The following is a 17,286-nucleotide window of genomic DNA, read 5'->3' on the forward strand; positions in this document are numbered from 1 at the left end:
GCCCCCTCGTCATTTCCGGGCCAGGGTATCGGGATGCCCATTCCCTGCCTTGCCTCATCCACCGCCCTGCTCACCCTGGTCCTGGCCGGGGGCGCGCTGCCGCCTCGCCTGCGCCTGCTGCGCCAGTTCTCCGATGCGGCGGCCGCCCTGCGGGCCGGCCCGACCGCCTGGCGGGCCGCCGGCTGTACTCCAGCGCAACGCGCCCGGCTGGCGTTGCCGGACGAACGCTACCTGGCACATGCCCTGGCATGGCTGGCCGAGGAGCACCATCACCTGCTCGGCGTGACCGATCCGGACTATCCGGCGCTGCTCACCCAGATCGAGGAACCGCCCGTGGCGTTGTTCGTGGACGGTGACCCGGCGCGGCTCTGGCACCCGGCGGTGGCGGTGGTCGGCAGCCGCTCGCCCACTGCCGGCGGCCGCGAGCACGCGCATGCCTTCGCCACCGCGCTGGCCAGCGAGGGCTGGTCGGTCATCAGTGGGCTGGCGGCCGGGGTCGATGCCCACGCCCATGACGGCGCATTGCAGGTCACCGGTGGCATGACCGTGGCCGTGGTCGCCACCGGCCTGGACCAGACCTATCCGCCCCGGCATGCCGCGCTGCATGAACGGATTGCCGCCACCGGCGCGGTGGTCAGCGAATACGCCCCGGGCATGCCGGCGACCCAGGCGCACTTCCCCGCACGCAACCGGATCATCGCCGGGCTCAGCCTGGGCACCCTGGTGATCGAAGCCGCCGAGCGCTCGGGCGCCCTGATCACCGCGCGCTGCGCGGCCGAGGCAGGCCGCGAGGTGTTCGCCCTGCCCGGCTCGATCCGCAATCCCCGCGCCCGCGGCTGTCATCGGCTGATCCGGCAGGGCGCAGCGCTGGTGGAGGCGCCGGCCGAGGTGACCGCCGGGTTGGCCGCGCTCGCCCAGACCCTGGCCGGGGCCTTGCGAACCCGCTTGGACGCCCCCACTGAACAGGCACGACCGGCGCCCGAGCGCGCCCCTTCCTACACCGACCCGGACTACCAGTGCTTGTGGAAAGCCCTGGATCACGACCCAACGGGTATGGATTCATTGATCCAGCGCAGCGGATTGACGGCGGCCCAGCTGTCGGCCATGCTGCTGGTCATGGAACTGGATGGAAAGGTAATGGCCGCCTATGGTCGCTACTGTCGAAAACCCTAGTTTCTTCACCTCCACAGCGTCGTTGACGCAGGCCGAGGGGCAATGAAAGAGAGCATTCTGGATGTCCTGCTGTACCTGTTCGAACACTATTTCAGCGAAGACGCGGACCTCATCCGCGACCGCGACTCCCTCCAGAACGGCCTGATCCAGGCCGGCTTCAGCCCCACCGAGATCAACAAAGCCTTCGACTGGCTGGACGCGCTCGCCGAGCAGCGCCCGGCCGTGGTGCTGGGCCGCGTCAATGGCCCGGTGCGGATTTTCCATGGGCCCGAGCTGGACAAGCTCGACGTGGAAGGCCGTGGCTTTTTGATGTTCCTGGAGCAACACGGCATCCTCGATGCCAGCCAGCGTGAGCTGGTGCTCGACCGTGCGATGGCGCTGGACCAGGACGAACTGGACCTGGACGACCTCAAGTGGGTCGTGCTGATGGTGCTGTTCAACCAGCCCGGGGCCGAGGCCGCGTACGCCTGGATGGAAACCCAGATGTTCGTGGACGAGCCGGAACCGCTTCACTGACCTTACACTGAGCGCCTTGCGCATTCAGGAGCGGGCCGGTGGACCAGTGGTTCTTTGCAGAAGGAAACAGTCAGCAGCGCGGTCCGCTGCCTGCTGACGAGTTGATCGCGCTCTACCATTCCAGCCGCATCGCACTGGATACGCTGGTCTGGCGCGACGGCATGGCCCAGTGGCAGCCGCTGGAAACCGTGGCGGCCGAGATCGGGCTGGACATCGCCCCCGCCGCCGAGGTGGTGGCAGAGCCGGTACCCGGCCCCGCCGTGCCACCGGCGCTGCCCGCCGCGCCGGCCGCTCCCGTCCCCCCCGTGTCGCCCGCCAACTCCGCCGTCGTTCCCCCACCCCGCAAAGGATTGAGCGGGTGCGCGATCGTGGGCATCGTTGCGGCCGTGATCGTGGTGCTGGTGCTGATCGTCGGTGCGGTACTCGCCGCGATCGCGCTGCCCGCCTATCAGGAATATGTGGCGCGGGCCAAAACCAGCGAAGCGCTGGTGACGCTGGCCCCGGTCAAGCTCGCGGTGGCCGGGTTCCACAGCGCGCATGGCCGCTGCCCGGTCAACGATGACGAGGGTTTCCAGCCGGCCGAAGCCTACGCCGACGGCGCGATCAACGCCGTGCGGATCGGCCGCTTCAACAATGGCCACTGCGGCGTGGAAGCCGAGCTCACCGTGCCCGGCAATGCCTCGCTGGACGGCAAGCTGTTGTGGCTGGACTACAACGGTGCCGAGCATTGGGAATGCAGTGGTGAGCCCGACGATACGTACCTGCCGCTGGAATGCCGCGGCTGATAACGGACACATGTCCATGGATGCACCCAACAGGGGATTGAAGCAATGACTGAGTGGTATTTCGCCGATGGCCAGGAACGTCAGGGGCCGCTGAGCGCAGAAGAGATGCGCCAGCGCTTCCAGCGCGGTGACATCACCCTGGCCACGCTGGTGTGGCGCGAAGGGTTCGCGCAGTGGGCGCCACTGTCCGAGGCCGTCGATGAGCTGCAGCTGCAGAATCTGGCCAGCGCGGCCAGTTCGGTCGGCAGTGGCATCGACCTGCGCGGGGATTACACCGCCATCGACAATGGCACCGCGCCACTGCCGGGCACCGGTGGCGGCACCTACTCGCCGTACACCGCGCCTGCCGCGGCCACCGGCTACGCCAACACGGCCGTGGTCCATGGCCAGGACGTGGTCTACGCCGGTTTCTGGAAGCGCTACGCCGCCTACTTCATCGATTACATCCTGCTCACCGTGGTCACCCTGCCGCTGAGCATGATCATCAACGTGATGGGCGCCGGCTCGGGCAACGAAGGCGTGCAGGTCGCGCTGACGCTGGTGGTGATGCTGCTCAGCATGGTGATCAGCATCGGCTACTACGCCGGCTTCCACGCCTCGCGCGGTGGCGCCACGCTGGGCAAGATGGCCGTCGGCATCAAGGTCGTGCGCGGCAATGGCGAGCGGATCAGCTTCCTGCGGGCCTTCTGCCGCTACCTGGCGACCATCGTCAGCAGCCTGATCCTGATGATCGGCTTCATCATGGCCGCCTTCACCGAGCGCAAGCAGGCATTGCACGACATGATGTGCGACACCCTGGTGGTGGACAAGTGGGCCTTCACCGAGCACCCCGAGCTGCAGCAGCGCGGCCTGGGCACGGTCACCATCGTGATCCTGGTGATCGCCGCACTGGCCGTGGTGGCCCTGTTCGGCGTGATGATCGCGATGATCGGCGTGATCGCCTCGATGTCCTGATCTGAGCAATCCTCACACCGGGCCGCTTGACATGAGCCGGCCCGGCGTGATTCCACTAATAGGCAGAAAGCTGAACGCCCGGCCCACCCCCGGGCGTTCGGTTTATGTATATCGCCCGCGCCGCTTCACTAATGCGGCCATTTGCTCCACCCTAGCGGCCCTCCCCGGGGCCCTGCCCATAGAATCCTGACGCCATGCCCAAGCACCTGCTCATCGTCGAATCGCCCGCCAAGGCCAAGACGATCAACAAATACCTCGGCAAGGACTTCACTGTCCTGGCCTCGTATGGGCATGTGCGTGACCTGGTGCCCAAGGAAGGCGCGGTCGACCCCGACAACAACTTCGCGATGCGGTACGACCTCATCGAGAAGAACGAAAAGCACGTCGATGCCATCGTCAAGGCCGCCAAGGGCGCCGACGATATCTTCCTGGCGACCGATCCGGATCGCGAGGGGGAAGCGATCAGCTGGCACATCGCCGAAATCCTGCGCGAACGCGGGCTGGTCAAGGACAAGCCGATGCAGCGCGTGGTCTTCACCGAGATCACCCCGCGCGCCATCAAGGAAGCGATGGGCCACCCGCGTGAGATCGCCGCCGATCTGGTGGATGCGCAGCAGGCACGCCGTGCGCTGGATTACCTGGTCGGCTTCAACCTGTCCCCGGTGCTGTGGCGCAAGGTGCAGCGCGGCCTGTCCGCCGGCCGTGTGCAGAGCCCGGCACTGCGCATGATCGTCGAGCGCGAAGAAGAGATCGAAGCCTTCATCGCCCGCGAGTACTGGAGCATCGATGCGCTGTGCGCACATCCCTCGCAGCACTTCAATGCGCGCCTGATCAAGCTGGACGGGCAGAAGTTCGAACAGTTCACCGTGACCGACGGCGACACCGCCGAGGCCGCGCGCCTGCGCATCCAGCAGGCCGCCCAGGGCGCCCTGCACGTCACCGATGTGGTCAGCAAGGAGCGCAAGCGCCGCCCGGCGCCGCCGTTCACCACCTCCACGCTGCAGCAGGAAGCCTCGCGCAAGCTCGGTTTCACCACGCGCAAGACCATGCAGGTCGCGCAGAAGCTGTACGAAGGCATGGCGATCGGTGAAGAAGAAGGCACCGTCGGCCTGATCTCGTACATGCGTACCGACTCGGTGAACCTCTCGCAGGACGCGCTGGCCGAAATCCGCGATGTGATCGCACGCGATTACGGCATCGGCTCGCTGCCGGACCAGCCGAACACCTACCAGACCAAATCCAAGAACGCCCAGGAAGCGCACGAAGCCGTGCGTCCGACCTCGGCACTGCGCACCCCGGCCCAGGTGGCGCGCTTCCTCACCGATGACGAGCGCAAGCTGTACGAGCTGATCTGGAAGCGCGCCGTCGCCTGCCAGATGATCCCGGCCACGCTCAACACCGTCAGCGTGGACCTGTCGGCCGGCAGCGAGCATGTGTTCCGCGCCAGCGGCACCACCGTGGTCGTGCCCGGCTTCCTGGCCGTGTACGAGGAAGGCAAAGACAACAAGAGTGCCGACGACGACGATGAAGGCCGCAAGCTGCCGGCGATGAAGCCCGGCGACCGCGTGCCGCTCGAGCGCATCCTGGCCGAACAGCACTTCACCCAGCCGCCGCCGCGCTTCACCGAAGCGGCGCTGGTCAAGGCGCTCGAGGAATACGGCATCGGTCGCCCCTCGACCTATGCCTCGATCATCCAGACCCTGCTGTTCCGCAAGTACGTGGAGATGGAAGGCCGCAGCTTCCGCCCGTCCGATGTCGGCCGCGCGGTGTCCAAGTTCCTGTCCAGCCACTTCACCCAGTACGTGGATTACGACTTCACCGCCAAGCTCGAAGACGAGCTCGATGCGGTGTCGCGTGGCGAGGAAGACTGGATCCCGCTGATGGCGCGCTTCTGGGAACCGTTCCACAAGCTGGTCGGCGAAAAGAACGAATCGGGCGACCGCGCCGAGGCCAGTGGCGCGCGCGAGCTCGGCACCGATCCCAAGACCGGCAAGCCGGTCAGCGTGCGCCTGGGGCGCTTCGGGCCGTACGCGGCGATCGGCAGCACCGCCGAGGACGCCGAGGACAAGCCCAAGTTCGCCTCGCTGCGCCCCGGCCAGTCGATGCACACCATCTCCCTGGAAGACGCACTGGAGCTGTTCCTGATGCCGCGTGCGCTCGGCCAGGACAAGGAGGAGGACGTCAGCGTGGGCATTGGTCGGTTCGGTCCGTTCGCCAAGCGTGGCAGCACCTATGCCTCGCTGAAGAAGGAAGACGACCCGTACACCATCGACCTGGCCCGCGCCGTGTTCCTGATCGAAGAGAAGGAAGAGATCGCGCGCAACCGGATCATCAAGGAATTCGAGGGCAGCGAGATCCAGGTACTGAACGGTCGCTTCGGCCCGTACATCAGCGACGGCAAGATGAACGGCAAGATCCCGAAGGATCGCGAGCCCGCCTCGCTGACCCTGGCCGAAGTCCAGACGCTGATGGAAGAAACCGGCAAGCCGGTGCGCAAGGGCTTCGGCAAGAAGGCCGCCAAGAAGGTGGTGGCCAAGAAGGCACCGGCCAAGAAAGCCGCCGCTGGCGAAGCGACCAAGAAGACCGCCACCAAGAAGGCCGCGGTGAAGAAGGTTGCCAAGAAGGCCACGGCGAAGAAAGCGACCAAGAAGGTGGCCAAGAAAGCCGTGAAGAAGGCCGTCAAGAAGGTCGCTGCCAGCTGAGCCTGGTTGACCCCTCCCGCCACGGCGGGAGGATAATGCGGGCCATGCACCCGGCCCGCCTGTCATGAACGAATTCACTGTGGACACCGCCCTGCCTGCGCTGCGCGCCGGCGGGGTGATCGCCTATCCCACCGAAGCGGTCTGGGGGCTGGGCTGCGACCCCGCGCACGAGGCCGCGGTGATGAAGCTGCTGCAGCTCAAGCAGCGCCCGGTCGAGAAGGGGATGATCCTGGTCGCCGCCGACCCGGCCCAGCTGGAGGGCTGGGTGCGGATGGACGCCCTGCCGCTGGATCGCCAAGGCGCGGTCCTGGCCAGTTGGCCCGGTGCCAACACCTGGATCCTGCCCGCCGGCGAACGTGCGCCGCGATGGATCACCGGCGAACACAGTGGCATCGCGGTGCGGATCAGCGCACATCCGCTGGTTGCCGCACTGTGCCGCGCCTGGGGCGGCCCGCTGGTCTCCACCAGTGCCAACCTCGCCGGCGAGCCACCGGCACGCACACGCGCCGAACTGGACCCTCGCCTGCTGGCGTTGCTCGATGGCCTGATCGATGGCCAGACCGGTGGCCTGGCGCAGCCCACGCCGATCCGCGATGCGCTCAGCGGCCAGGTATTGCGCAGCTGAGCCGCCTTTTGCGCGCAGGCGGGCAAACCCGCACACTGGCCGCATGACCCCGCGCCCTGCTCTGTGGTTGTCCCTGCTCACGTTGCTGAGCGCTGCCGTGCCCGCCGCCGCGCAGAGCGACAACGTGCGCGTCTACCGCTGCGTGGGCAGCAACGGCGCCGTGTCGCTGCAGGACGCGCCATGCCGCCAGGGCCGGCAGGAAGTCCGCGACCTGCAGCGCCCGCGCGACCCGGCCCCGCAGGTAGTGCGCAGCGACCGCGCACCCGACCCGACGCCTGCCCCGCGCGCACCCGAGCGCGAGGTGCGCTACGTGCACGTACAGCCGCCGCAGCCGATGTACGAGTGCACCACCAGTGACGGCGATACCTACGTCAGCGACAGCAACGAAGGCAATCCACGCTGGGTGCCGATCTGGACCGAGGCCTATCTGCCGTATCCACCTGGCCCGAGGCCGCCGTCGGGCGGCTATCGGCCGTCGCGTCCGCTGCCACCGATCGCACCGATGGGCAGCGGTTCGGTGAGCAGCAGTGGCGGTGCGGTCTCGGTGACCGGCACCGGCGCGCAGGTGGGCGGCAGCATCAGCATCGGCGGCGGCAGCTCGCACTGGCAGGGCGGTGGGTATCCGCACCCCGGGCTGGGCAACAGCGTGGTGGTGCCGGCCGGCAACGTGCTGGTGCGCGACGAGTGCCATGCCCTGCCTGCGCAGGAGGTCTGCTCGCGGTTGAAAGACCGGCGCTGGGACCTGATCCGCCGCTACAACAGTGCGCTGCAGGGCGAGCGCGACGCGCTGACCCGCGAGCAGCGCGGGATCGACGCGCGCCTGGACCAGGACTGCGGCGGGCACTGATGGTGCTGCGCTTTACACTGATGCGATGAAGCACTGCCTGCTGCTCACCCTGCTGCTATCACTGCCCGCCGCCGCCGACGAGGCGGTGTTCTTCCGTTGCACCGATGCGGGCGGCAACCTGACCATCCAGAGCGTGGCCTGTCCGGCCGGCAGCGAACAGCGCATTCAACGGATCAGTGCGCCAGTGCGTGCCCCAGCCGTGCTCGACAGTACCCCGGCCGCCCCCACCACCGAACACACCATGCCACCGCTGCCGCAGGACGGCGATGAAGACAGCGGCCTGCTCGACAGCGCAGCGCTGCGCCCGGCAGCCCCGGCGCAGGAGCCCGACGACGCCAGCCCACCCAAACCGCCGCTGCCGGAGATCTACCGGTGCGTTTCTGCCGATGGCGGTCGCTACCTGCATGAGCGCGAGCCGGCCCCGTCACGCTGCGAATCGCTGGCCCTTACCGGTCTGGGGGGCAGCCATGCGCCGAGCAACGCGGCCAGCTGCGAAGTGGTGCGCGATGCCTGCGAGCCGGTAGCGGAGGAACAGCGCTGCAGCAGCTGGCAGCAGCGCTTGCGCGATGCGCGCGGCCGCGAGCGCTTCGCGGCGCGGGAGAATCAGGCCGCGGCGACCGCCGAACGTACGCGACTGGAAGCCGTGTTGGCCGAGAGCGATTGCCCGGTGCCGTGATCAGGTTTTCTCCTGACCGCGACTGGAGTTACCGAGCGCCATTACCGCGTTTGCCGCGCGCCCCGATCGGTCATGCCGGCCGCTGGCCGGCTCAGAACCCGTAACGCAGGAACCCACCGTCCACTGCGATGCACTCGCCGGTGACGTAACTGGAGGCCGGCAGGCACAGGAAACCGACCGCCGCCGCCACCTCTTCCGGCTCGCCGATGCGGCGCATCGGGGTGCGGTCGATCACCTGCTCGTAGTAATCCGGATCGGACAACGGCCCGGAGGTACGCCGGGTGCGGATGTACCACGGCGCCACGGCGTTGACGCGGATGCCGTCCTCGGCCCACTCCACGGCCAGATTGCGGGTCATCTGGTGCATCGCAGCCTTGGTCATGCCGTACACCGCGCCGCTGCGCACGTGGGTCAGGCCGGACACGCTGCCGACGTTGACGATCGCCGAGGCCGCGTGCCGCGCCAGCAGCGGGTGCGCATAGCGCGACAGTTCGAACGCCGAAAACAGGTTGGTCTCGAAGATCCCGCGCCACTCGTCTTCGGTGTATTCGGTGGCCGGCTTGCTGATGTTGCCGCCGGCATTGTTGACCAGAATGTGCAGCCCATCGCTATGGTCTTCCACCCAGTCCAGGATTTCGCGGCGGTCCTCGTCATCGGAGACGTCGGCAGCCAGGCCGTGGATCTCACGATCCGGGTAGGCATCAGCCAGTTCATCGCGGGCCATCTCCAGCGCATCCGCATCGCGGCCGACGATCAGCAGGTCCGCACCGAAGCCCAGCAGTTCGCGCGCGATCGCCAAGCCGATGCCGGCACTCGCACCGGTGATCAATGCGGTCTGTCCATCCAGTCGCCAACGTTGCGCGCTCACGTGCTTCTCCTGCGGTGATCCATGGGATGCAGCACCTACGGTGCGGCCCGGATAGGATAACGCGCGATGGCCGGCCTACCGGGCGCCATCACGCGCGACGCGCGAGGCGGTGGGACACTGATGTTCCGCTACCGGCTCACCGAGGGAGGTTGCCATGACGATCCGTATTGCCCTGCCGCTGCTCGCGATGATCGCGCTGAGCGCCTGCAACCGGCCAGTGCCCCCGGCACCGGATACACCGCCGGAACCGCAGGCCACTGAACTGCGCGATGCGATCCAGACACCGATCGACCGCGCCAAGGCGGTCAGCGACACCCTGCAGCAGTCCGCCGATGCCCGCGCCGCCGAAGCCGACCGCGCCAGCGGTGACACGCCACCGCCCAGCCCCTGACCCCATCGGCCGGAGGGCAGAACGCCCGGCACAGGCCGGGCGTTCGGGTGTCACACAGTACCGCTGAGGCCGCTTACAGACCGCAGAAGCAGTACACCAGCGTCTTGACCGGCGCGGCGTTGTTGCGCGGGTCGCGTGCGGCGTCTTCGACGAAGCGCAGCTGGGTGTCCAGCTCCGGCATCGAACGGGCCAGCATCAGACGGGCCATGCCCGATTCGCCCAGCATCCAGGCACCGGCATGGCTGCCGGCGAAACCGCTGAGGAACTGCGCGAACGGCGTGGCCGCCTTCTCGATGTAACGCACGCGGAACTTGCCGGCCTCGCCAAGCTTGGCGCGGCTGGCGGCGTCAGCCACCGCGGCCTTCAAACCACCGAAGTCATCGACCAGGCCACGTTCCTTGGCCTGCGCACCGCTCCACACACGACCGCGGGCGACTTCATCCACCGCTTCCACCGGCTTGTTGCGCGCGGCGGCGACCTTGCCGGTGAAATCGGCGTAGCCCTTGTTGATCACCGACTGGATGACCTGGCCCACGGCCGGGTCCATCGGGCGGGTGATGTCGAACGCACCGGCGAAGCGGGTGGTGCCCACGCCATCGGTATGCACGCCGATCTTGTCCAGCGAGCGGGCCACGTTCGGGATCATCCCGAAGATGCCGATCGAACCGGTGATCGTGGAGGGGTCAGCGTAGATGCGATCGGCATTCATGCTGATCCAGTAACCGCCCGAGGCGGCCAGATCACCCATCGAGACCACCACCGGCTTGCCGGCTTCCTTCAGCGCGACCACTTCACGGCGGATCTGCTCGGAGGCGAACACTTCACCGCCCGGCGAGCTCACGCGCAGCACCACGGCCTTCACGTCCTTGTCGTCGCGCGCTTCGCGCAGCAGGGCCGAGGTCGACTCGCCACCGATGCGGCCGGCCGGCAGATCGCCACCGGAGATTTCACCGGACGCCACGATCACCGCCACCTGCGGACGCGAATCCACCGGCGAACGGCGGCCATCGAGCACGCTCAGGTAGGCATCCAGATTGACGTTGCGGTAGCCACCGTCAGCGTCGTCGTCGGCGATGCCGCGCTCGGTAAGCAGGGTGTCCACTTCCTCGCGCGTCTTCAGGCCGTCCACCAGCTTCTGCTGCAGGGCGAACTTGGCCAGATCGCCACCGGCAGCGGCGATGCCTTCGGGCATGGTGTCGATGCCGGCGGCCAGCTGAGCCGGGTCGAGCTTGCGTGCCTTGGCGATGTCAGCCAGGTAGCGCTGCCACACATCGTTCATCCAGAACAGATCGGCTTCCTTGGCCTGCGGCGAAGCGGCATCCAGCACGTACGGCTCGGCGGCCGACTTGTACTCACCCACCTTGAACAGGTGCACGTCCACGCCCAGCTTGTCCTGCAGGCCAGTGCGGAAGTACTGGCGATAGCGGCCCAGGCCCTCGAGCACCACGCCGCCCATCGGGTCCAGGTAGACCTCATCGGCCTGCGAGGCCAGCAGGTACTGCGACTGGCTCATGTTCTCGCTGAAGGCCACGACCTGCTTGCCGGCGGCACGCAGTTCCTGCAGCGCAACGGTCACTTCGCGCATCGAGGCGAAGCCGCTCGGCTGCAGCTTGTCCAGCTCCAGCACCACACGCTCGATCTTCTTGTCGGTCTTGGCTGCCTCCAGCGCGCGGATCAGATCACGCAGCTGGATTTCTTCGGCGCCCTTGTCACCGACGGCCTTGCCCAGCGCGCGGCTGACCGGATCAGCGCTGAACTGCTCGACCAGCCGACCTTCCGGTGCGATGACCAGGGTGGTGCGGTCCTGCAGCGACGCCTTCGAGGTCGCGCTCTTGCCCATCGCGACGATGAACACGATCAGGATCAGGAACAGCAGGCCGAAGAACACCAGGTTGAGGATGAGCCGGCGGGTAAAGTTCATCACATCCCACAGCCCGATGAAGAAGCTGGCGACGGGATTGCGACGCGCGGGTTGGTTCATGGGGGTAACTCCAGAGTGGCTTCTTGCCGTGGTGCCAGAATAGCCGTTGCCGGGCGCGCCGGCATCGGACACAAGTCAGGGTGTCGAAGGGAGACCGGCACGGGCGCTGCTCACACGCAGGCGCCAGGCCATGAGGATCGCGGCGGCGGTCAGGCCCAGGATCAGGCCCAGCCACATGCCCTGCGGGCCCATGCCCAACCCCAGTCCCAGCCCGGCGCCGAGCGGCATGCCCAGGCCCCAGTACGAAAACATGGCGATGAACATCGGCACGCGGGTGTCCTTCAGGCCGCGCAGCGCGCCGGCCGAAAGCACCTGGATGCCATCCGGGAACTGGAACGCGGCCGCATACAACAGCAGGGTCGAGGCCAGTGCAGCCACGCCCAGATCGTTCGTGTAGACCCCGACGATGGCGTCATGGCCAAGCAGCAGCACCAGCGCCGACAGCGTCTGGGTGCCCAGGATGATCAGCAGCCCGGCGATCGCCGCGCGGCGCACACCCAGCCCGTTGCCTCTGCCGACGGCATGACCGACCCGCACCGTGGTGGCTTCGGCCACACCCATCGGGATCATGAAGCACAGCTGGGCCACGTTGATGGCGATCTGGTGCGACGCCGCTTCGGTCGCGCCGAGGCGGCCGATCAGCAGCGCGGTGACGATGAACAAGCCACCTTCCATCAGCACGGTGATGCCGATCGGCAGGCCGGTCCGCAGCAGCTCCCAGATCGCGCTCCAGCGCGGCGCTTCGAAGTGCGAGAACAACTGCAGGTGGGCAAAGCGCTTGGTCTTCCAGAGATAGCCGGCAAAGCACAGCGCCTGCAGCCACATCATGATCGCCGAGGCCATGCCCAGGCCTTCGGCGCCCAGCTCGGGGAAGCCGAGCTTGCCGTAGCAGAGCACGTAGCCCAGCGGCGCCAGCACCAACAGGCCGCCAAAGCCGAGCAGCATGGTCGGCAGCGTCCAGTGCATCCCCTCGCTGAGGTAGCGCATGCAGAAGTACAGCGTCAGCGCCGGGCCGCCCCAGCGCACCGCATGCAGGAACGCGGTCGCACCGGGCACGATATCCGGCGCGATGCCGAACGCCGGCAGCAGCGGCGGCACGACCGTGAGGAAGGTGAACATGATCAGCCCCAGCCCCAGCGCCAGCCACAGCGCCTGGCGGAACAGCGGACCGATCTCGCGCTCGCGGCCCGCGCCGTGCAGCTGCGAGACCGAGGCGGTCAGCGAGATCAGGGTGCCGATCGGGATCAGCATCGGCAGCCACAGCAGCGCCGTGCCGATGGTGACGGCCGCGAGGGTGTGGGTGCCGTGGTGACCGGCGATCACGTTGTCGACGAAGGAGATCAGGCCGGTGGAAACATGGCCCAGAACCAACGGCAGCGCGAGCAGACCGGTGGCGCGCACTTCCCGGGAGAGGCGCGGCGTGGAGGAAGCGGTAGACATGGGAGTCACAGACGGCAACTACGGTCGCGCGCGGAGGGCACAGGCACCGGGTTGCGGCCCGCCATCTTACGCGCGCGGCCGGGGAAAAGCCGCGCTTTCAGGTAAACGGGCGGAAGCCGTCAGTGGCCCACGTGCTCGCGCAGCCAGCTGTCCCGTGCAGCCGGCGCCACGCCCAGGAATTCGGCGCGCACGCGGTCGCGGTCCTGCGGTGGAGTGCGCTGGGCGACCAGGGTCAGCTGGGTGAGCTGGGAGGGCGTGAGCTGGCGCAGCACCGCCAGCGCGGTGGGGCGCTGCTCAGCCGGCAGATAGCCGAACAGGCCCTGCAGCTTGGTGAATTCGTGGCCGAGCTGCGGGCCAAGCAGCCAGCCGTCGCGGAAGCGCTGGTCCTGTTCGGCGAAGCGCTGGCGCAGCGCCTGCTGCTGGGCCGGAGGCAATGCCGCCACGCGCGCCGCCGCGGCACGGACGCGGGCACGCTCGCCCTCGCTCATGGCCTGCCAGGCGGCATAGCGGCTGCGCAGCTCCCGCAGCTGGGCCGGGTCCAGCGCCGCAGGCGTGGCCGGGATGGCCGGCGCCGTGGCACTGGGCGGCGCCGGCACCGCCAGCGGCACCTCGACCCGGTTGGGGGCGGCGCTGGCCGCGCTGGAGAGCCCGAGGGCGATCAGCAGGAAGGCAGGCTTACTCATCGGCGGCAGCCGTCTCCAGGCCGGCGGTAGCGGGTTCAGGGCGGCTCGGCTGGGCCTGGGATTCATCCACGGGCACGGGGCCACCCGCAGCAAACCAGGCGTACAGATCGGCATCGCGGGCGGTCGGCAGATCCGGATCGGCCAGCATCGCCGCGTCCGTGGCCGCGTAGGGCGAGGCGGTCGGCGCCACGGTCGGCAGGTCGGCCGCCGGCAACGCTTCGACCTTGACCGGACCGGCATCGGCGACGGCACCTTCGGGGGTATCGGCCATGGGCTCGCCACCCTGACGGGCGTGCTTCCACCATGCCGCGCCGCCGAGCAGCACGCCGGCAGTGACGGCCACGATCAGCACGCCCTTCCACGGGAAACGACGGCCGCGCGGGCGCTTGACCGGACGGCGCTGGGTGGGGGCATCGGACTTGACCGGCGTGCGCCAGGAGGCGGCATCGGGTTGCTGGCTGGCCGGGGCGGCCACCGGTTGCTGCAGGCGCTGCAGCCGGCTGGCGGGCAGATCGCGGATACGCAGCTGGACCTGCTCGGCCAGCGCGCGCCAGCCTGCGGCATCGGGGTTGCCCTGGGCATCGCGCGGGCAGGCATCGGCCAGTGCGTGCTGGTAGTCGGCCATCGGCAGATCCAGGATCTGCGCGGCCGCGGCTTCATCCAGGCCGCCACCGATCCGCAGCACAAACGCCAGCCGCGCCGGCGGGGTCAGCCCGGCCAGGTGCTCCAAGGGGGCAGGCCAATGGCCTGCGGCCGGCTCGCGCAACGGCGCGCGGTGTACCAGCAGCGACCAGAACCGCTCCGGCCACTGGGCCATGGGCAGATCGCTGGCGATTCCGGCGAAGGCACGCATGACGGCGACCAGCGCCTGTTCGGCGACGGTCGGGTCGCCGCACTGCAGCTCGGCCACGACCAGGGCGCGGCGTTCAACGCCACGGAGAAACGCCGACAGCGCGCCGGCTGCGGTAGAAGAAACGGGGGCGGGCGCAGCCGTCATAGCAACTCCATCATTGTGTGGAAATGATAGCGATTGCGTCACTCCAGCGGCGCGCGGATGTTCATTTCCTGTGAGCGGCCACGGTCCGCAAAGCCTTCCGGCGCAAAAGGTTGTGCACAGCACCACGTAAAACCGAGGTAGAACCACACGTGAGCCCCACGTCAAGTCTGTTTCAACTTTGTTTCACAGCTATCTTGTTGTTTTTATTGATTATTGTTGCTTGGCTATTTTTTGACCAACCTGAGCAGAACGTCGGAAGTTCCTGACGCAAGGCGGTCACATACGCAGTGGCACACAGACTTATCCACAGAAGATGTGGATAAGCCTGAATCTCCAATCAAGTCGGATATTTAGGTGGGATTTATGATTCGGCGCGCACCCGGTTGAGACGGTGAATGGGCGTGATCCTGTCCGCCCCTGCCCGCTACACTGGCCCGATGACCTCCTCGTCTTCGACCCTGCGCGTCGCCCTGCCGGTGCCGCTGCCGCAATTGTTCGACTACGCCCCGCCGCCCGGGCCGGCCCCGGCCCCGGGGATGGCCGGGCAGCGGGTCCGGGTGGCGTTCGGCTCGCGGGAGCTGGTCGGCGTGGTGGCCGGGATCGGCCAGGTCGAGGACCCCGGCAGCCTGCGCGCCGCGATCGAGTGGATCGACACCACGCCCCTGGTGACGGGTGAGCTGTGGCGCTCGCTGCAGTGGCTGGCGCGCTATACCCATGCCCCGCTGGGCGAGGTGATCAGTACGGCCCTGCCCGGTCCGCTGCGGCGGGGTGAGGCCGTGCCGGACACCCATCAGTGGGGCTGGCAGCTGACGGCGGCCGGCCGCGACCCGCAGCCCAAGCTGCGCAGCGGTACCCGCCCGCAACGCCTGGCCGAATGCCTGGCCGAGGGCGTGGTGAACGAAGACCGCCTGGATACCTTGATGGACGACTGGCGCAACGCTGCCCGCTCACTGGCCAAGCGCGAGCTGGTCGAACGGATCGCGCTGGCGCATGCACCGGCCATCGCCTCGCCGGCCGGCGGCCCCGCGCCCAATGCCGAACAGGCCGAGGCGATCGCCGCGATCACCGCCGCCGACGGTTTTGCCGCTTACCTGCTCGATGGCGTGACCGGCAGCGGCAAGACCGAGGTCTACCTGCAGGCCATCGTCGCCTGCCTGGCGCGTGGCAAGCAGGCGCTGGTGCTGGTGCCGGAGATCGGGCTGACCCCGCAGACGCTGTCGCGCTTCCGCAACCGCCTGGGCATTCCGGTGCATGTGCTGCACTCGGGCTTGAACGACAACGAGCGCGCCCGCGTGTGGGCCGCCGCCGCGCGAGGCGAAGCACAGGTCATCGTCGGCACGCGCTCGGCGGTGTTCACGCCACTGCCGAATGCGGGCCTGATCGTGATCGACGAAGAGCACGACGGCAGTTACAAACAGCAGGACGGCATCCGCTATCACGCACGCGATTTCGCGCTGGTACGCGCCAAGGCACTGGACGTAGCCGTCGTGCTCGGCAGCGCCACGCCGTCGCTGGAATCGCTGCACAACGCGCATGCCGGCCGTTACACCCACCTGCGCCTGAAACAACGCGCGGGCGCGGCGCGCCCGCCGGTGGTACGCGTGCTTGATGTGCGTAAACGCCCGCTGCGCGATGGGCTCTCGCCGGAGGTGTTGGCCGGCATCACCCAGCACCTGCAGGCCGGGCACCAGGTGCTCGTGTTCAAGAACCGCCGCGGCTATGCACCCGTGCTGCTCTGCCATGACTGCGGCTGGACCGCGCCGTGCCAGCGCTGCGATGCGCCGATGACGGTGCATGCCGGCGGCCGCCGCCTGCAGTGCCACCACTGCGGTGCGCGCCAGTCCGCGCCGCTGGCGTGCCCGGAGTGCGGCAGCCTGGCGTTGCAGCCGCAGGGCATCGGTACCGAGCGGCTGGAAGAACACCTGGTCGAGGCCTTCCCGGAGTTCCCGGTAATCCGCATCGACCGCGGCACCACCGGCAAGCGTGATGCGCTGGAAACCCAGCTGGCCTCGCTTGGCGATCGCGCGGGGATTCTGGTCGGCACGCAGATCCTGGCCAAGGGTCACGACCTGCCGAAGCTGACCCTGGTGGTGGTGGTCGGCATCGATGAAGGCCTGTTCTCGGCCGACTTCCGCGCCAGTGAAAAGCTCGCCCAGCAGCTGATCCAGGTCGCCGGCCGCGCCGGGCGTGCGGTGGATGCCGGCGAGGTCTGGCTGCAGACCCACCACCCGGGGCATCCCCTGCTGGAGACGCTGGTCAACGGTGGGTATCACGCCTTTGCCGAGGCCGAACTGCAGCAGCGCGAAGCGGCTGGCTTTCCGCCGTTCGCGCATCTGGCGCTGCTGCGTGCCGAAGCGCAGCAGGTGGAGCATGCCAACGCGATGCTCAGTGCCGTACGCGCCTTGATTCCCGACGATGCCGCGGTGGAACGCTACGGCCCGATGCCGGCACCGATGCCCCGCCGCGCCGGCTACCAGCGCACCCAGCTGCTGCTGTCCTCACCCGCGCGACGCCCACTGCATGGCGTGCTGGATCAGGTGACGCCGCAGATCTCCGCGCTGCCCCAGGCACGCAAGGTGCGCTGGTCGCTGGATGTGGATCCGACGGATCTGTATTAGGCCTGTAGGTGCCGCCCGTTGGTCGGCACG

The 17,286-nt window shown here is 68.3% G+C and carries 15 protein-coding genes; 10 read left to right on the plus strand and 5 right to left on the minus strand.

The genetic code is table 11. The features are described 5' to 3' along the window. The first annotated feature begins 33 nt into the window (after nucleotides 1-33). From dprA to ACE026_RS03515, 8 genes are all read left to right on the plus strand, one after another. Nucleotides 34-1,173: a DNA-processing protein DprA gene (gene dprA, locus ACE026_RS03480; protein WP_486037896.1), complete on the plus strand. Its 1,140-nt coding sequence runs from the start codon at nucleotides 34-36 to the stop codon at nucleotides 1,171-1,173. Between the two features lie 42 nt (nucleotides 1,174-1,215). Then, nucleotides 1,216-1,689, plus strand: a complete 474-nt coding sequence (locus ACE026_RS03485; RefSeq protein WP_088433666.1) for a DUF494 family protein — start codon at nucleotides 1,216-1,218, stop codon at nucleotides 1,687-1,689. Nucleotides 1,690-1,727: 38 nt separating this feature from the next. Beyond that, a complete protein-coding gene (locus tag ACE026_RS03490) occupies nucleotides 1,728-2,474 on the plus strand; it encodes a pilin (RefSeq protein ID WP_486037867.1) in 747 nt (248 codons plus the stop codon). 45 nt (nucleotides 2,475-2,519) lie between these two features. Then, on the plus strand, nucleotides 2,520-3,428 hold the full coding sequence (locus ACE026_RS03495) for an RDD family protein (RefSeq protein ID WP_486037868.1): 909 nt from the start codon (nucleotides 2,520-2,522) through the stop codon (nucleotides 3,426-3,428). Between the two features lie 194 nt (nucleotides 3,429-3,622). Beyond that, a complete protein-coding gene (locus ACE026_RS03500; RefSeq protein ID WP_486037870.1) occupies nucleotides 3,623-6,130 on the plus strand; it encodes a DNA topoisomerase I in 2,508 nt (835 codons plus the stop codon). Between the two features lie 64 nt (nucleotides 6,131-6,194). Next, nucleotides 6,195-6,755: an L-threonylcarbamoyladenylate synthase type 1 TsaC gene (tsaC, locus tag ACE026_RS03505; RefSeq protein ID WP_486037871.1), complete on the plus strand. Its 561-nt coding sequence runs from the start codon at nucleotides 6,195-6,197 to the stop codon at nucleotides 6,753-6,755. Between the two features lie 43 nt (nucleotides 6,756-6,798). Continuing rightward, a complete protein-coding gene (locus tag ACE026_RS03510; protein ID WP_486037873.1) occupies nucleotides 6,799-7,602 on the plus strand; it encodes a DUF4124 domain-containing protein in 804 nt (267 codons plus the stop codon). 25 nt (nucleotides 7,603-7,627) lie between these two features. Then, nucleotides 7,628-8,278 (plus strand): DUF4124 domain-containing protein, encoded by a 651-nt coding sequence (locus ACE026_RS03515; protein ID WP_486037875.1) that lies wholly within the window; start codon nucleotides 7,628-7,630, stop codon nucleotides 8,276-8,278. Nucleotides 8,279-8,369: 91 nt separating this feature from the next. On the opposite strand, the gene ACE026_RS03520 is transcribed toward ACE026_RS03515, so the two are convergent. Beyond that, nucleotides 8,370-9,146: an SDR family oxidoreductase gene (locus ACE026_RS03520; protein WP_046274143.1), complete on the minus strand. Its 777-nt coding sequence runs from the start codon at nucleotides 9,144-9,146 to the stop codon at nucleotides 8,370-8,372. 154 nt (nucleotides 9,147-9,300) lie between these two features. Between ACE026_RS03520 and ACE026_RS03525 the strand changes: the two genes are divergently transcribed. After that, nucleotides 9,301-9,537 (plus strand): hypothetical protein, encoded by a 237-nt coding sequence (locus ACE026_RS03525; protein ID WP_486037877.1) that lies wholly within the window; start codon nucleotides 9,301-9,303, stop codon nucleotides 9,535-9,537. Nucleotides 9,538-9,610: 73 nt separating this feature from the next. On the opposite strand, the gene sppA is transcribed toward ACE026_RS03525, so the two are convergent. The 4 genes from sppA to ACE026_RS03545 form a co-directional block, all read right to left on the minus strand. Beyond that, nucleotides 9,611-11,518 carry a signal peptide peptidase SppA gene (gene sppA / locus ACE026_RS03530; RefSeq protein ID WP_486037878.1) on the minus strand — a complete coding sequence of 636 codons (1,908 nt, stop codon included), beginning with the start codon at nucleotides 11,516-11,518 and terminating at the stop codon, nucleotides 9,611-9,613. A 75-nt stretch (nucleotides 11,519-11,593) separates the two neighbouring features. Beyond that, nucleotides 11,594-12,958, minus strand: a complete 1,365-nt coding sequence (locus tag ACE026_RS03535) for an MATE family efflux transporter (protein ID WP_486037880.1) — start codon at nucleotides 12,956-12,958, stop codon at nucleotides 11,594-11,596. A 119-nt stretch (nucleotides 12,959-13,077) separates the two neighbouring features. After that, nucleotides 13,078-13,641, minus strand: a complete 564-nt coding sequence (locus tag ACE026_RS03540; protein WP_486037881.1) for a DUF3106 domain-containing protein — start codon at nucleotides 13,639-13,641, stop codon at nucleotides 13,078-13,080. Further along, on the minus strand, nucleotides 13,634-14,638 hold the full coding sequence (locus ACE026_RS03545; RefSeq protein WP_486037882.1) for a hypothetical protein: 1,005 nt from the start codon (nucleotides 14,636-14,638) through the stop codon (nucleotides 13,634-13,636). Before ACE026_RS03545 ends, ACE026_RS03540 begins: the two co-directional genes overlap by 8 nt. Before the next feature lie 437 nt (nucleotides 14,639-15,075). Between ACE026_RS03545 and ACE026_RS03550 the strand changes: the two genes are divergently transcribed. Next, entirely contained in the window at nucleotides 15,076-17,256 is a 2,181-nt protein-coding gene (locus ACE026_RS03550; RefSeq protein ID WP_486037898.1) for a primosomal protein N', read from the plus strand. Nucleotides 17,257-17,286 lie beyond the last annotated feature (30 nt).

Source organism: Stenotrophomonas sp. AGC87 (assembly GCF_057333975.1).

Excerpts from the sequence above, each read along its gene's own strand:
- ACE026_RS03535 (WP_486037880.1), bottom strand. The coding sequence starts at position 12,958 with ATGTCTACCGCTTCCTCCACGCCGCGCCTCTCCCGGGAAGTGCGCGCC.
- tsaC (WP_486037871.1), top strand. The coding sequence starts at position 6,195 with ATGAACGAATTCACTGTGGACACCGCCCTGCCTGCGCTGCGCGCCGGC.
- ACE026_RS03510 (WP_486037873.1), top strand. The coding sequence starts at position 6,799 with ATGACCCCGCGCCCTGCTCTGTGGTTGTCCCTGCTCACGTTGCTGAGC.
- ACE026_RS03515 (WP_486037875.1), top strand. The coding sequence starts at position 7,628 with ATGAAGCACTGCCTGCTGCTCACCCTGCTGCTATCACTGCCCGCCGCC.
- dprA (WP_486037896.1), top strand. The coding sequence starts at position 34 with ATGCCCATTCCCTGCCTTGCCTCATCCACCGCCCTGCTCACCCTGGTC.
- ACE026_RS03500 (WP_486037870.1), top strand. The coding sequence starts at position 3,623 with ATGCCCAAGCACCTGCTCATCGTCGAATCGCCCGCCAAGGCCAAGACG.
- sppA (WP_486037878.1), bottom strand. The coding sequence starts at position 11,518 with ATGAACCAACCCGCGCGTCGCAATCCCGTCGCCAGCTTCTTCATCGGG.
- ACE026_RS03550 (WP_486037898.1), top strand. The coding sequence starts at position 15,076 with ATGACCTCCTCGTCTTCGACCCTGCGCGTCGCCCTGCCGGTGCCGCTG.
- ACE026_RS03485 (WP_088433666.1), top strand. The coding sequence starts at position 1,216 with ATGAAAGAGAGCATTCTGGATGTCCTGCTGTACCTGTTCGAACACTAT.
- ACE026_RS03545 (WP_486037882.1), bottom strand. The coding sequence starts at position 14,638 with ATGACGGCTGCGCCCGCCCCCGTTTCTTCTACCGCAGCCGGCGCGCTG.
- ACE026_RS03495 (WP_486037868.1), top strand. The coding sequence starts at position 2,520 with ATGACTGAGTGGTATTTCGCCGATGGCCAGGAACGTCAGGGGCCGCTG.
- ACE026_RS03540 (WP_486037881.1), bottom strand. The coding sequence starts at position 13,641 with ATGAGTAAGCCTGCCTTCCTGCTGATCGCCCTCGGGCTCTCCAGCGCG.
- ACE026_RS03525 (WP_486037877.1), top strand. The coding sequence starts at position 9,301 with ATGACGATCCGTATTGCCCTGCCGCTGCTCGCGATGATCGCGCTGAGC.